The organism is Rufibacter psychrotolerans, assembly GCF_016924645.1.
GTDB lineage: Bacteria > Bacteroidota > Bacteroidia > Cytophagales > Hymenobacteraceae > Nibribacter > Nibribacter psychrotolerans.
Genome location: NZ_JAFFJV010000017.1, coordinates 34,413 through 48,942, shown reverse-complemented (window position 1 = coordinate 48,942; position 14,530 = coordinate 34,413). Strand labels below are relative to the sequence as shown.

Annotated in this window: 11 protein-coding genes; 6 read left to right on the top strand and 5 right to left on the bottom strand. The window is 52.7% G+C overall.

Going from position 1 to position 14,530, the window contains the following annotated elements:
• Positions 1-743 precede the first annotated feature (743 nt).
• The 3 genes from JT718_RS16495 (at position 744) to JT718_RS16485 (ending at position 5,698) form a co-directional block, all read left to right on the top strand.
• Entirely contained in the window at positions 744-2,393 is a 1,650-nt protein-coding gene (locus tag JT718_RS16495) for a S41 family peptidase (RefSeq protein ID WP_205503890.1), read from the top strand.
• 714 nt (positions 2,394-3,107) lie between these two features.
• Positions 3,108-4,535: a Kelch repeat-containing protein gene (locus JT718_RS16490; RefSeq protein ID WP_205503889.1), complete on the top strand. Its 1,428-nt coding sequence runs from the start codon at positions 3,108-3,110 to the stop codon at positions 4,533-4,535.
• 287 nt (positions 4,536-4,822) lie between these two features.
• Entirely contained in the window at positions 4,823-5,698 is an 876-nt protein-coding gene (locus JT718_RS16485) for a DMT family transporter (protein WP_205503888.1), read from the top strand.
• Between the two features lie 110 nt (positions 5,699-5,808).
• Here JT718_RS16485 and JT718_RS16480 read toward each other — a convergent pair whose 3' ends face one another.
• Positions 5,809-6,501 carry an RNA polymerase sigma factor gene (locus JT718_RS16480; RefSeq protein ID WP_205503887.1) on the bottom strand — a complete coding sequence of 231 codons (693 nt, stop codon included), beginning with the start codon at positions 6,499-6,501 and terminating at the stop codon, positions 5,809-5,811.
• A gap of 141 nt (positions 6,502-6,642) precedes the next feature.
• On the opposite strand from JT718_RS16480, the gene JT718_RS16475 reads away from it, so the two are divergent.
• Complete coding sequence (locus tag JT718_RS16475; protein WP_205503886.1) at positions 6,643-7,065, top strand: DoxX family membrane protein; 423 nt, start codon at positions 6,643-6,645, stop codon at positions 7,063-7,065.
• A 523-nt stretch (positions 7,066-7,588) separates the two neighbouring features.
• Positions 7,589-7,885, top strand: a complete 297-nt coding sequence (locus JT718_RS16470) for a hypothetical protein (protein ID WP_205503885.1) — start codon at positions 7,589-7,591, stop codon at positions 7,883-7,885.
• Positions 7,886-8,282: 397 nt separating this feature from the next.
• Here the strand turns inward: JT718_RS16470 and JT718_RS16465 are convergent, their stop codons facing one another.
• From JT718_RS16465 to JT718_RS16450, 4 genes are all read right to left on the bottom strand, one after another.
• Positions 8,283-9,335, bottom strand: a complete 1,053-nt coding sequence (locus JT718_RS16465) for an ABC transporter permease (protein WP_205503884.1) — start codon at positions 9,333-9,335, stop codon at positions 8,283-8,285.
• An 8-nt stretch (positions 9,336-9,343) separates the two neighbouring features.
• Entirely contained in the window at positions 9,344-10,678 is a 1,335-nt protein-coding gene (locus JT718_RS16460; protein ID WP_205503883.1) for an ABC transporter permease, read from the bottom strand.
• A 6-nt stretch (positions 10,679-10,684) separates the two neighbouring features.
• A complete protein-coding gene (locus tag JT718_RS16455; RefSeq protein ID WP_205503882.1) occupies positions 10,685-12,406 on the bottom strand; it encodes an ABC transporter substrate-binding protein in 1,722 nt (573 codons plus the stop codon).
• A gap of 126 nt (positions 12,407-12,532) precedes the next feature.
• Positions 12,533-12,751 carry a hypothetical protein gene (locus tag JT718_RS16450; RefSeq protein WP_205503881.1) on the bottom strand — a complete coding sequence of 73 codons (219 nt, stop codon included), beginning with the start codon at positions 12,749-12,751 and terminating at the stop codon, positions 12,533-12,535.
• Positions 12,752-13,138: 387 nt separating this feature from the next.
• On the opposite strand from JT718_RS16450, the gene JT718_RS16445 reads away from it, so the two are divergent.
• Complete coding sequence (locus JT718_RS16445; RefSeq protein ID WP_205503880.1) at positions 13,139-14,530, top strand: hypothetical protein; 1,392 nt, start codon at positions 13,139-13,141, stop codon at positions 14,528-14,530.

The following is a 14,530-nucleotide window of genomic DNA, read 5'->3' as shown; positions in this document are numbered from 1 at the left end:
CAGTTTTTGTGCTTGAGATACCCCTTTATAGATTAAGGCTAATCCCGTTCTCCGCCGGTAATGCCTCCTTTAGCTGCTAGAGGAGCCTTTTCAGAACAGAAGCATGAACTGCCTGCATATACGGCAATCACGGCCCCATTTACGCTTCCCTTATTTTCTATAAGCTTGTATAAGTAGGGAAAGGTCTGCTTATGGGTATGCACTTTGACTTTCAAGGGATACATTCCTCATTTGGGACTTACGTGGGTTTACTGGGGAGAAGTAAACCTAATTTAGCGTACTTGAATGCTCTTAGTCATTATCTACGTGGTTGAGGTAGATGTTTCATATTCAGGTTAAACATAGACTGCACCACTAGCATTTGCTAGACTTGACCGAAAGCAAAAGTCGGAAACTCCCTAAACAAGGAGTTTAGGCAGTAGTTGAAGCAGGGATTATTTTGAAGCAAAAATCCAGGGTGTGAAATGCATTCACAAAGATGAATATAGTACTTTCGTTAGCCCGGTACCGTTTACCCATTTTTCGTTGGCAGGATTAGGGAATGGATGACTCCATACAAAGGACCAACTGCAAGAGTCACCCGTTTGATGTGGAGGTTAGCGACGATATCGAAGACCAAACTATCTGATACTTAATCAAACAGCAGTCCAGGTACGGAAGCTTACAGTATTCCTGATTTGAGCCAAAGCGCCAATATCCGGATGTGCCCCCTATACACTGCATTCGGCACCAATGCTAATAAGATGAAAAACCCGATTCTGATTGTTCTGCTCATTCTTGTCTGCCTTAAGGCCGCGATTGCCCAAAACAGCTTAACCGAGACCGAAAAACTTGCGGCGACAGCAAAGGTTTGGGGCTTCCTGAAATACTATCATCCGACTGTGGCTGCCGGAAAATACAACTGGGATGAAGAACTGTTCAGGGTTTTGCCAAAAGTCAAGGAGGTATCCACCAGGGAAGAACTCTCCCGGGTCTATATGGATTGGCTGGACGGTCTGGGGAAAGTAAAAGAATGCAAGGGTTGCAGCCAAAACAGCAACCATGACTACTTCGACAACAACTTCGATCTAAGCTGGCTGGATGATGGTAAGGTTTTCACGGCCGGACTCTCCGAAAGGCTTAGGTTCATTGAGCGGAACAGGCACCAGGGGAAGAAGTTCTATGTGTCCTCGGCCAATATAGCCAGGAATGTCATTGTCACCAATGAAACAACGTATGTGGGTTCGGATTGGAGCGATGCCAGCCTGAGGTTGCTCTCTTTGTTTCGGTATTGGAATATCGTTGAATACTTCTTCCCCTATAAATACCAGGCCGACACGGATTGGGATGTGGTTCTGGACAGGATGATTCCCGAATTCCTGTACGCCAAAAACGAATCAGATTACCATCTGGCGATGCTCGGGTTGATCGTAAGCGTGAATGATAGCCATGCCGGGTTCTCCACTGACCGGACAAGAGCCCACTTCGGGTTCTATTGGATACCGGCGAACTTCAATCTAATAGACGGGAAAGCGGTTATCACGGGCTTTTACGATGAGGCCTTGGCGAAAAAAGACGACCTGCGGATTGGCGATGCCATCACCAAAGTCAACGGCCGAGAGATCGGTACCATCTTCAGGGAAAACGAGAAATACATAAACGGCTCAAATATCCCGAAGAAGAAATCTAACGCGTATTACTCCATCTTCAACGGGCCTTCTGATTCGGTAAGGGTTGAATACACCAGGGGCGGCGTAACATCCTCCAAAACCATAAAGAGATATCTGGCAAGTGAGCTTAAGCCAGGAAAGCAGGAAAGCGAGATATTCAAGATACTTGACGGCAATATCGGCTATGTCAACATGGGTGTACTGGAAACCAAGGACGTGGCTGAGGCGATGGGGGCACTGAACAACACGAAAGCCATCATCTTCGACATCAGGAACTATCCAAAGCAAACCCTATACGCCGTGGCGGATTACATCAGCTCGAAAAGCAATGACTTCTATAGGGTCACCTATCCCGACCTGGACTATCCCGGGAGATTCATCTGGAAAAGCGGCCGCCAGAGCGGGCAGAGCGGTGAGCTGAGGTACAGGGGCAAAGTTGTCCTGCTGGTAAACGAGAGGACCCAGAGCCATGCCGAATTCACGGCGATGTGTTTGCAGACGGGCGACAACGTGACCACGATAGGCAGTCAGACCTCAGGGGCCGACGGAAATGTTAGCACCATCGAGATGGTGGGCGGGTACAAAACAGTGATAAGCGGCATCGGCATCTTCTACCCCGACAGCACGGAAACCCAGAGGAAAGGGGTGAGAATAGACATTGAGGCCAGCCCTACAATCCAGGGGATCATAGACGGGAGGGACGAAGTACTGGAGAAGGCCATTGAGTTTGTGAACAGCAAATAAATTTACTTCTGCCTGTTGCCGTGCAATAGCAACCGAGGAACAAAGGCTCAACGGAGGATCATCATTCAGCCGGCTTTAATGCTTCGTTTGAGCTGGAGTAACACAGGCTAATGCTACTTAGGAAAGTTGAATACCGGTACCATTGTTTAACATATTCTAACTTGTTGGCTAATAATGCCTGTTATGTTCATAATAGGAGGAAAGTTTGCTATTGTGTCATGGCAGTAAGCAGAAGTGGCAGGGCGATCATGGCGCACCAGTTGGCACTCCAACTTGTCACAAGTTCTAAAAACCGGTGTGACAGAATAGATAGGAGGCGGAGTGGCTTTCCTTGAAGGTCATGCGCTGGGTAGGGAAACGGTCCATCGGGCTCCGGTGAATTGTAAGCTCCCGACAAGCACACCTGGCTTAACCTGGAGTACTTTCTGTTGATGCGTGGAGTGTTCACAGACAGCATTTTCCCTGGTATTTCATGGTAAGTTTTGCGGTGAAAACGTATATGTAAGGAAGTAGACGTTATCTGTTCCCCCAAGGAAGCTAAAAGCTGCCTCCTCCCTCCACGTTGACGGACATATCGGCAAATAGCACCGCTTCTGCTCCGGGCCTGCCCTTGGTGTACCCGTCGGCTTCCCTGAAATGCCATTCTGCATCCCCCAAGGTTGGCTTGCTCCCTGCCTGTCACCACAACCGAAGCATTCTATACTAGCCGACTTTATGAAATCACCGCTGATAGCATCCATTGCCTTGGTGCTCGTCATGCTGCCCTTTGCCTCCTGCAATGACGATGACGAAAGCACCGGGTCAGGCTCTGCACTCATGACAGACGCCGGACCCGATCAGACCATCACGCAACCTGCCCCGGTACTCTTAGATGGCAGCAACTCTATGAGCAACTTACGAATCACAAGCTATGAGTGGACCAGGGCATACGGCCCCGACACCTTCCGGATAGAAAACGCAAAAGCCGTCAGGACTGAGGTATACAACCTTGCTTCGGGCGTCCACGGGTTTGCCCTGACCGTGAGGGATGCAGCAGGCAGGGTGGCGAGCGACACCGTGCAGGTGACCGTTAACCCGGGGGGCGAGCCCCTCTGCAACAATATTGACCGGCCCGTGGTCAACGCCCGGCTCGTTCCCATCGGGACCCTCTCAGAGGCAAGGGCCGGGATGACGGCGGTGGCGGCCGGCTCTAAAATTCTGTTTGCGGGCGCCAACTGGTCAGGTGCGGGCGTTAACGGGTACGGTTCCTCCAGGGTGGACATCTTCGATACGGCCACAGGCCAATGGTCAACGGCCCGCCTGAGTGAGGCACGCTCCGCCATTGGCGCGGTGGCGGCCGGGAACAAGGTGTTTTTCGCCGGCGGCAGGCTGCACGGCGGCGGCAACGGCGCACCTGACGTGATTTTCTCTACGGTGGACATCTACGATGCGGCAACAGGTGCGTGGTCGGTGGCCTCGCTGAGTCAGCCGCGGGCGTTCGTCGCGGCGGCAGCCTTGGGCGAAAAGGTGTTCTTCGCCGGCGGGGAGAGGGGCGGGGATCATTTTCCCTCCGACAGGGTAGACATTTACGAACTGTCCACAGGCCAATGGTCCACGGCCTCCCTGAGCGAGCCCCGGGGACTTGCCGCCGCCGTGGCCGTTGGGGGCAAGGTGTATTTTGCGGGTGGGTTCAAGGAAGACATTTGGAACCCCAGTTTCTCTGACCGGATTGATGTCTACGACGGCACTACTGGCTCATGGTCCACAGCCTCTTTGCGCTATCCCATGGGGTACGTGGCCGGCCTCGCGGTGGGGGATGACATCTTCTGGCTGGGAGGCTGCACAATGGAGAGGAGAAACGTCAAGACAGGGCAAATCTCCCTCGGTCAATTGTTCAAGCCCGCGTTCCCCGAATTTATGCTGAACAATGCCGTGGTGAAGGACAACAAGCTGCTCCTCTTCCGGAGCGGAGGGGAGGATGTCCACCGGTTCGACATCTTTGACCTGGGTACCGGCACCTGGTCCATCGGGGTACTGCCCCAAGATGGCATTGTCAACAAATCCATCATCGCCCTCGGGAATGAGGTGTATCTGGCAGGCGGGGCCACGTTGGGAGGTAGTTCACCTACTCCTGTAAACCAGGTCTGGAGACTGGAGTTCTGAGGCAACAACCCCGTGGGCAGTAGTTTGTGCTTTGAGGCAAAAGGGCTCTATGGAAAGGCTTCAGGCCAGACCGGATGGGCCTTTTTGCATTGCTCGGCTTGTTGAGTTTCTGGGCCGTTTTTCCGAAAATGGGGGAAAAACGCACCTCCACCAATTATACTTTCTGGCGGCTTTCCCCTGAATAAGAGCCCTATTCAGGCAAAAGTGGTGCACCAATCTCTGGAGGCTTGCCTGCTCTGAACGTCAATTGTGGTACCTTTGTCCTTTCTATCTTTCTGCGTGTTCCCGTGAAGTTCAAAGGATATTCCCTGGCCATTATTTCGGCTACTTTCTATGGCTTGTTGCCCCTTTTTATTCTGCCCATCAAACAGGCCGATTACCCTTTAAGCGCCTTCCTATTCGGGAGGTTCCTGCTTTCTGCCCTGATTGTGCTGGGTATTCTGGTTTACAAAAAAATAAACCTTTCGGTTAGCGGCAGAGAACTGGCTGTGTTAGTCGCCTTGGGTACGCTGTACGCCCTTTCCACCGATTTCCTGATGCTGGGCTATGAGTACGTGTCGCCGGGGGTGGCCTCTACCATCCTGTATGCGTTTCCTGTGATGGTAGCCCTACTCATGAGCACCCTGTTCAGGGAGCGCATGGGCAAATCAACCATCTGTTCTTTGATGATCACCTCCGTGGGCATTGTGGTGCTGGGATTGAAGGGCTCCAGCCTTGAGGTGAATGTGCCAGGGGTAACGGTTTCTCTGTTGAGTGCCTTTTTCTACGCGCTGTACATCGTGCTAGTGAACAAATCAGGCATCAGGGTGTCTGAGCTGAAGCTGACGTTCTACTCCCTGGTGTTCTCGGCGGTGTATTTCGGGGTGAAAGGACTGGTTCTGCAGGATCCTTTCTCAATGCCCAACCCGGTGGTGTTCTCTAACCTGGTGCTGCTCTCCCTTGTTTCTACGGCCTTCTCTATCCTTGCCCTGGTCTATGCCATTAAACTGATTGGGTCTACCTCTACCTCCATCATGGGGGCGTTTGAGCCAATCGTGGCGGTCTGCGTTAGCGTGGTGGTCTTTGGGGAGCACATGACCCTGAACCTGGCGGTTGGGGTGCTGCTCATCATCATGGGAGTCATCCAGAACATCCTCACCGATTCTCGCCTGGATGTGGCCTAGTTCCACCTGGGTTTCTAGACAAACAGGCGCCGCTTTCATGGGTGAGCAGGTCAGCCATTGGGGTTGGCAGGATTGAACTCCCGTCGGCCGGGTGGGGCCTGGAAAAACCGTCAGGCGTTTGCCCGCAGGATCGCCATTACCCGGGCCACCATGGCGTCGCAGCGATGGGCTCCGTACCCAAACACCCCTTGATGCACGCTGAGCGCCTGAAGCGTTTCCTTCAGCATTTCCTTGGCCCTGTGCAGCCGTACTTTGGTGTTGCTCTCAGACAAGCCCAGGCACTGGCCTATTTCTGGGAGGTCCATTCCTTCCACTTCCCGCAGGATGTAGACAATACGGTACTTCTCAGGAAGGTGGTCAATGGCCTTTTCCAAGAGCAGTTTTATTTCCTGGTGAATGGCCATTTCTTCTGGGTTAATAAGCGTTGATCTGGAGTTGGAAAGCGGAAGGCTGCCATATTCGTCACCGTCTAGGGCCAGCCCCACGGTTCTTGTTCTCTTTTCCCGCAGCTTGCCCAAGGCCACGTTTATCCCAATCCGAATGAGCCAGGTAGAAAAGAATGCCCTGCTTTTCAACTGGGGCAATTTTTGGTAGGCAAGCAGGTAGGTGTCCTGCATGGCATCTTCAACCTCGTCCTCTTCCCGCAGGTAGCTTCTTATGGTTCTGTACAGCTTCTGGTTGTGCCGCCTCACCAACTGGGCGTAAGCTTCCTTGTCGCCGCCCAGAACCCGGGCCACAATTGCGGCGTCGGGGCTAGGGTGCTGGCTGGCGCTTGGGGCAGTGGTAGTGGTAATGGACTCCATGGGAACTGGGGTTAGGTATGGGTTAGATGCACAAACGCACCAGACGTTACAATTAGGGGCATTTATTTCTTCTTTCTGTTTTGTAACGTTTCTGGAGCTTTTTCATCTAACCAGAAAAACCAAACAGAAAGGAGAGATACCATGAACACACCTTCAGTCACCGCATTTTCTGCAACAGGCACTAAGTTTAGCAGCGTAGACAAAGCCTACCACTTGTTGCGGTACACGTATGCCCTTGTGCCCATTGTGGCCGGCGTGGACAAGTTTACGCACCTGCTCACCAATTGGAACAACTACCTGGCCCCGGCGGTGCGGGACCTGCTTCCCTTCTCGCCCGATGTTTTCATGTACGTGGTAGGAGTAATTGAGATCTTGGCTGGAGTCCTGGTCATCATCAGGCCCCGACTGGGCGCCTTGGTGGTGGGGCTGTGGCTGCTCGGCATTACGTTGAACTTGTTTCTTACCGGCCAGTACTTTGATGTCGCCGTCAGGGATGCCGTTATGGCCGTGGGCGCTTTTTCCCTGTTCTTCCTCTCTGAGAGTAAGGGAGAAAGGCTGGTTTGAGCCGATAGAGTAAGGGATGGCAGCCCGGTGTTGGAACAGTCGCATGCCATTCATGAGGAGATTAAACTAGATTCTGGTTACCGGGCAGGTTAGGCTAAGGGCCCAATACTGTAATATTTACTGGAGCCACTGCCGACGGGTTCCAAGATTCAAAGCGCGGTTTTGAGGCCCTTTTTTGTGAATTCGGCCCAAAACAGGATTGATAAAAAATAAGCTCAGAAGTGATCTGCCGTCAGAGCGCAAGCGGATAACGACAATTACTTCTGAGCTTAAATATGATGGTACCTGATTTTACGGAGCGTTCCCGGGTAGGTTATAGCTGACCCAAAATTTTTTGCATTGGGTTTCGCTTAGTTCCGGAAGCCTGTAATCAGGCCCGGATACTTAAAAGCGTTAGTTATCCCTTATTCTGAAAGTTTTACTGAGGTTGAGTTGAAATCGGGTTGCATCCAAGCCGGTTAACGTTCATCCAAAAGCTTCTGTTTTAGGGGCCTTTTCTTGAAAAGGGGCTAAAAACAGGGAAGTGAAAGAAGCGGAATTTCACCGGCGTAAAACCGCTACGGGAGGGGTTGACTTTGTATATGTTTTCTTCTATATTAGTTTGCAAGAACAGCGAACAGACCCGAGGCAGCCTGCGTCAGCACAAGGTTACCGCTTAAGGAATGAAGGGCATAAAGAAAAAATGCCTGCCGGTGACAAGCCGGCAGGCAAACAGACAAACAACAAAAAAACTGAAACAAGAAACAATCTTCTGCACGGGGGGATGCGGAAGAAAACACAACTACTTTTAATATCTAATCCCCGGATGCCCGGTGAGTGAGTCAAATTCAAAGGTTCCCAGAAAGAAGCCATCCAGCACAAACCCCTCAGAGGCAACCCCATCTTTCGGGTCTGCTGCGGTAAAGCAAGAAGCAATACTCTCTAATTGGGAGTTCAGGAGCAGGGAAGTCTGACCTCCGGGAAGCTTGGGTTCCGCCAGGCCTGCATTAACATTGAATTGCTTGTTAACAGCAGCTGTAAGACTTAACCCGTTCATATTCATTTCCTTTTGCTCTTAATGATGATACAATATTAGCGGGCGCCTGGCTCATAAAACAGGAAACGTAGTAGAGTGTTATAACTTGACTATATTTGATAAGTTACAGGATAATACTTAGCGTAGTGTCCTGTTTAAACTAAATAGCTATCTCCTTTGCTTAAAATAGAAGCAGAGTAGGCTATTTTGTAACAGAATTGGAGCGGCTAGTAGAGGAAAAAAAGTGACCCAGTGATTGCAGGCTAAAGATGCTTGTCAGCAGGAACAGAGCCGGAAAAGCAATCAGCCACCAGGCTTCCAGCGAGAAACGGGCGGTTGCCAGCATCTTGCCCCAGGAGGGCACATCGGCCGGCAGGCCAATGCCCAGGTAGGCCAGCGTGGAGCCAATGCCCAGTAGGCCCGAGGCGGCAAAGCAGAAGTTGGTAAGCAGGGTTCCCTGGAGGGAAGGCCAGAGATAGTGGGTGAACGTACGCCAGAACGGAATGCCCAGCGCCTGGGCCGTTTCATAGTAAGGTTCCTGCCGGAGTTGGAGCACCATGGCGCGTGCTACCCGGGCGGGCAAGATCCAATAGGTGACGGCAATCCAGACCATGAGGCTGACCACCGAGAACGGAGTAAAAAGGGTGAGCAGCAGCAGCAACAGGAGTTTCGGGAAAGAGGCCCACACGCCAATCAGCTTCTGCAAAGCCTCGTCTACGGGAAGGGCGATTTCTTTTCTCTTTTTCTTGTTTTCAGGCCCTTTAGCGGAAAAAAGCAACCTTAGGAGGACCAGCGCCCCGGCGGCGCTTAGGGCTATCTGGAGATAAGTAGGCCAGTCTTGCCACCAGAACTTTATTACCGGCAGCAGATAGACCAAGACTGTGAGGGCCATTCCGCCCGCCAGGAGCCGGGTCACGGAAATCCTCAGCCCGGTGTTCCCCAGAAGGGCCGCCCCCGTGCCGGCTACTATTCCCATTGCGGTGGCCCCCAACAGGGGCGGAATGGCCAGGAGCCAGCTGGTGCGGCAGCCGTGCAGCAAGTACAGGAACACATCACGGCCCAACTGGTCGGTACCCAAGGGGTGGTCCATTGACACGAAGGGAGGAAGGTAGGCTGCTTCCGGGGTGGCCAGCAACTGCTGCCCTTGCCCCACTTGTACCTGGGCAATAACCGCCGCCGCCGTGAACAAAAAGAGCCAGGCCAAGGCAAGTTTCTCCTTTCCGCTAATCCGTTCTGCCAGTTGCCTGATGTCCATGCTCTCCGTTAAACGCTTTTAATTCTGGGGTCTGCCAACGCCAGCGCCAGGTCGGTCAGTTGGGTCACGCCTAACCTGAACAGCAGGAGCAGCAGGGTGATGCCCACCACGGTGGGGTAATCGGCCGCCAGAATGGATTTCACCAGTAAACTCCCCAGGCCCGGCAGTGAAAAGGTGACTTCCACCACAAGTACTCCCGAGATAAGCCCTATGATTACCTCGCTCAACAGGGTGAGGGAAGGAATAAGGGCGTTGGGCAACGCGTGCCTGCGGAGCACCGTGGCCGAGGAAAGCCCCTTGGCTAGGGCCGTTCGGTAGTACAACTGGCTGTTTTGGTGTACCAGAGTGCCGTAAAACTGTAAGGTGAGGTGCGGCACCAGAAAAAGCGCTACGCACAGGCCGCCTAACAACAGGGAAGGGGTGAAAGGGGAGCTTTCCCCAGGAGCCGCCAGGTAAGGCGAATCCAAGGCTCCGCCCAACAACAGGTACAGGCCAAAAACGCCCAGCGTAATGACAAAAGCCGGAATGCTGTCTAACAAGTACAGGAAGTGCCGGCCAACTGCCGCAAACAGGCTGGCTGGGTGCTGCGCCAGGTGCATGCCCGCAAGGTATGAAACCAACAGTGCCGTTGCCAAGCCAAGGCACCCTAACATGGCCGACAGACCTACGGCTTCCCCAATTTTGCTGAGCACCGGCTGATAGTCCAGGGTGGAGGCGCCAAGGTCGCCTTGCAAGATTTTGCCTAACCAGGTGTGATACAAGTTGTCTGTGCCATGCCATTGCAGAACGGGCAGGTGGTAATGGAGGGGAGCCCTTTTCTGGAGCAAGGCATTCCAGGACGCCAGCAGGGTTTTAGAGGCTGAAGTGGCAGATTCCTGCAAAAAGGAAGCAACCGCCTGCCCTGTCTCCGCTGCCTGGGCCCAGGTAAGCAGGCGGGAGCGGAGGGTGCTTCTTTCCTCTGGGCTGGCTTGCTGTTCCCAGGCGTGCCATTGAGTCCTGAATTGACGCGTAGGTTCCAGGCCGTGGCGCAGCACGGCAGCTTCTGCCCAAGGGTAGTCTGGGGAGCCGGGGCTCTCTAGTTGCTCAGCCAGGCCGCTGCCCCGTGCTCCCAAACCAACGTAAAACAAAGGTAGGTGATAGCCCCTCCGCTGCCGGTAATCGGCTTTGACCCGCTCCAGGGTGGCGGCATCTGACAGGCCGTACACCGCCAGGTCAGCGTCGGCCAGGCCCAGCGGGGTATTCGCATTGGGGAGCAGCCTGCTCACCACAAAAACGCAGGAGATGGTAAGCCAAAGGGTCACCAGGAACTTCAGGGCCTGCAGGCTCCAAGTAGGCAAGCTCATCCGTTCTTACTCTTGTTTGGTGAACCGCAGCAGGTCGTAGCCGGGCTTCAGGCTTGACACCACCACCGAGTCAATCTGTTTAGATATGGCTAGCTTGTTCTGCTGGAAATAAAGAAAAACCAGGTTGCTTTCTTCCCGCATTTTCTCCTGAAGTTGCTTTAGAAGAATTCCCTTCTCCGCCTTACGCTCTTCGCGGGCAATCTGCTCCAGTAACCTGTCTGTTTCCGGCGTACCGAAACTGGTCACGTTGGCTCCGCCCTGGGCGGAATTGGAGGTATGCAGCATGGGAATAAGGTTATAGGAGAACGGATTTCCCACCAGGGTTCTCAGGTAAAGGTCAAACTCCTTGCTTTGCAGCCGGTCGGTAATCTGGCTGCTTTCCATGGCTTTTAAGGTAATGGGCACGCCTATGGCCCGGGCGTTCTGCTGAAAAAGCAGGGCGAAGTTCTCAAAGTCCGTGTTCCCGGCCCGGTGGAGCAGTTCCAGGGCAAGCGTCTGGGGCTTTCCGTGGATGCTTTTCTGCCACCCGGACCCGGTCTGGCGCCAGCCCGCTGCCGCCAGGAGGGCTTTCGCCTTCCCGGGGTCATACGGGAGCGGTGCCAACTTGCCGTGGTAATAGTCTTTCTCCTGCGGATGCACCAGACCCACGGTAGGTGTGGCCAGACCGCCCTGCAGGTGATTGATCACCTGCGGAATGTTGACCAGGTAGGCCAGGGCTTGCCGGGTTTGCTTGTCCTGCAAGAAGGGATGGCGGCCGTTCTGCCCCAGGAAAACCAAGTCATAAGAAGAAGGCGAGTAGAAGTTGTACCAGGCCTGGTACTGCTGGTCTTTTCTCATTTCCTGGTAGGCCACCAAGGGAAGGTTGTCTACCAGGTCTACTTGCCGGGCTTTGAGCGCCAACACGGCCGCCGCCTGGTCTGGGATTACCTGAAAGACAAGCCTGGAAGGATTGGCATAGAGCGCTTGCCTGTTGGTGGTGGCCTTTTCAGCCCACCAGCCCGGCTTTTTGTCCAGCACAAGGGCCTGGCCCGAGGCCCAGGAGGTGAGTTGGTAGGGACCGCTCCCTTTTACCAGGGCGGTATCTCTGGCCAGGGCCGGGTGGTTGATGAAGCTGGCGTAAGCCTTGAAGGCGGGTGTCTGGGCCAGTGAATCAAACTTCTGCCTGATCACGCTGTACGGCACAGAGGCCAGTACGCCTTTGGGATCAAACTGGTAGGCTGGCAGCACAAAGAAATCGCCCGTCATCAGGTTCATCTCGGGTGTGTAGCCCGAGCAAACAATGGTAAACACTGCGGGGTTGTCCTCAGAGAGTTGAATGTTCTGGATAAAGCTGTACTGGGCGCGCCAGCGGTCATTGTCCAGCAGGGGGCTGTGCAGTAGCTTCAGGGAGAAGGCCACGTCTGCCGCCGTTACCCGGGAACCATTGCTCCAGCGGGCCTCAGGCCTGATCTGATAGGTGAAATAGGAGCTGGAATCGTCGCGCCGAACCGTGGGCAGGCCGGCGGCCAGCAGAGGCTGGATGGAGTTGTCTTTGATGTCAACGGTAAGCAGGCTTTGGTACACCAGGTTAAGCAGTTGCAGGGCGGTGGCGTTGCCGTAGCTGAGCGGGTGCAGTGATTCTGGGTCTTGCGCTAGCCGTACTCTAATGGAGGGGTGTTGGGTGGGGGAAGAACAGGACAGAAGCCATATAAAAAAGAAGCTAAGGCTTATAGCGCAGTTTTTTTTCATAGTAAGCGTTGCGTGCGGGTTTGCACCATGCTCAATATTACAAAACTTGCCCCAATAAGCCTTAGCCCTGTGTATGATTATATAGCAGTTAGAATTGAAACTTCTTTGCTGTCTAACCAGCTTGGGTTAGTCTCTGGTGTCCCAGGTGCCAGATCCACCGTAGCCAGTCTCGCCAGATCCCTGGTCCCCGGTGGTAGTACCGCCCGTGGTGGTGCTGGTGCTGCTGGTTGAGGTAGTGCTGAAGGTGCTCATAGTAGGAGCAGCCTTGTCTTTGTCAGAAGTGGCAGTAGTGGTTCCGGTTACTGCAGTCAATTGGAGGAGCAGAGCGAGAAGTAATTCTATCATGGCTTTGGTTGTTTAAATTTGTTTAAACAAAGGTGATACTACTCATGCGGTTTCTAAAGGAAAGAAATAGGTGATATGTAACTAGGAATTTACCCAATTTAAATATAATAAAATAATAATTTATTTCATTTTAAGGACTAGTAAAAGGTAGTTAACGATTAATGTAGTATTTTTTGGTGCTGAACGTAGAAGGGGATTTGAGTGCTTTATACGCGGCTTTTGGCCGTAAGTTGTTGCAGTAGAAGAAGTTCACCTAAGAATTGACCCGATTTATTTGCCGGAAAGAAAAAAACAGTAATGGAGGAGCTAAAGAAGCTGATTCAAATAGTGCAGAAAAGAGTAGGAGGAACTTCCCAGATCTTTACCAATCACTCAAAAGAGAAACTTTTGTACCAAGAGATCCTGGCGGGCACCATCACCGACGATGATTCTGCCCGGGAGGTTCTGTACTCAAAAGATACTAAAAAAGACGGATTAAAAATGATCAAATCACGTCTCAGAAAGAAATTGATGAACCAATTGTTTTTTCTGGACGAGAACCCCGAAGGCATTCCCGTGTCGCACGCGGTGGAGCAGGCCTGCCTGGCTAAATTCTACCAGGCGCGCATCTTAATTGACTCCGGCGCCAATGACCTGGCCCTTCCTATTTTAAAGCAGGTTTTGGCAAAATCCACCGAATACGACTTCAACTACATTTCCTCCCTGTGCATCAGGACGTTGGTACAGTCTTACGTGAACCTGAAGGAAAGGTCTTTCTTTTACAAAGCCGTTGACCAGCTCAATGCGGTAAACGAGAAGCTGGCCGCCGACCAGGAGTCTGAGATGCTTTTCTGGCAGGCCAACATAGAGCTAAGCCACTCGGTGGCGGCCCGCAAGAATTTCCTGAAAAGGCTGGATGAAGTACTGCCCAAGATGAAATTGCTCTGGGAAAAGGCGCAGACCTTTGAGTCTTTCAACAACTATTACCGGCTTTTTATCTGGCTGCACGAGCTAACCGGCGATTTTGAGAAGATTGTGCTCTTAACCAGCATGATTGAAAACGAACTGCAGGACAACAAGGTAATCCAGAAGAGGTTTGACTCCAGGTTCAACAAATTCATACAGGTGTACGCGCACCTGAGAGCGAAGAAACTGGAGGAAGGAATGGTGCTGGCCAATAAATACCTCAGTTCCTTTAATCCCTCCAGCAACAACTGGTTTGCCTTCATGGAGAACTATACCCTGCTGGCCATCCACGCCAAGCGGTACGAGGCCGCCCACCTCTTGCTGCACCAGGTACAGACCAACCCGTTTATCAAGAAAATCAACAAATTCGCGCAGGAAAGATGGGTACTCATGGAGTCTTACCTCCACTTTGTGGCGCCCCTGAAAGACCAGCCGCTAAAATGGCACACCCTGGCCCAGAATGCGCCCATTTACAGCAAAGACAAAGAAGGCTTTAACGTGGCCATTCTAATCTTGCAGGTCATGTACTTCCTGGAGATAGGGGACTTTGAGGCCCTGGAGTACCGGGTAGAGTCGCTTAAGAAGTACGCGCAGCACCACTTCAAAGACAGTTTCAGTGAGCGCAGCCGCATCTTCTTCAAACTCCTAAATACGCTGGTGCGCTCAGATTTTGACGGTGGCACCACCCAGAAAAAGGGCCAATATCTGTACAACAAACTGCAGAAAACGCCGCCTCCCGGCGATGCCTACGCCGAGATTGAGATTATCCCGTATGAGCACCTGTGGGAGCTGATCCTGGAGAAAATAAGGCTGAGCTCGGTGTATTCCAGGTAA

Bases quoted from the DNA above. Each gene is read 5' to 3' on its own strand.
- JT718_RS16475 (WP_205503886.1), top strand. From the start codon at position 6,643: ATGAACACACCTTCAGTCACCGCATTTTCTGCAACAGGCACTAAGTTT.
- JT718_RS16455 (WP_205503882.1), bottom strand. From the start codon at position 12,406: ATGAAAAAAAACTGCGCTATAAGCCTTAGCTTCTTTTTTATATGGCTT.
- JT718_RS16460 (WP_205503883.1), bottom strand. From the start codon at position 10,678: ATGAGCTTGCCTACTTGGAGCCTGCAGGCCCTGAAGTTCCTGGTGACC.
- JT718_RS16490 (WP_205503889.1), top strand. From the start codon at position 3,108: ATGAAATCACCGCTGATAGCATCCATTGCCTTGGTGCTCGTCATGCTG.
- JT718_RS16450 (WP_205503881.1), bottom strand. From the start codon at position 12,751: ATGATAGAATTACTTCTCGCTCTGCTCCTCCAATTGACTGCAGTAACC.
- JT718_RS16495 (WP_205503890.1), top strand. From the start codon at position 744: ATGAAAAACCCGATTCTGATTGTTCTGCTCATTCTTGTCTGCCTTAAG.
- JT718_RS16480 (WP_205503887.1), bottom strand. From the start codon at position 6,501: ATGGAGTCCATTACCACTACCACTGCCCCAAGCGCCAGCCAGCACCCT.
- JT718_RS16465 (WP_205503884.1), bottom strand. From the start codon at position 9,335: ATGGACATCAGGCAACTGGCAGAACGGATTAGCGGAAAGGAGAAACTT.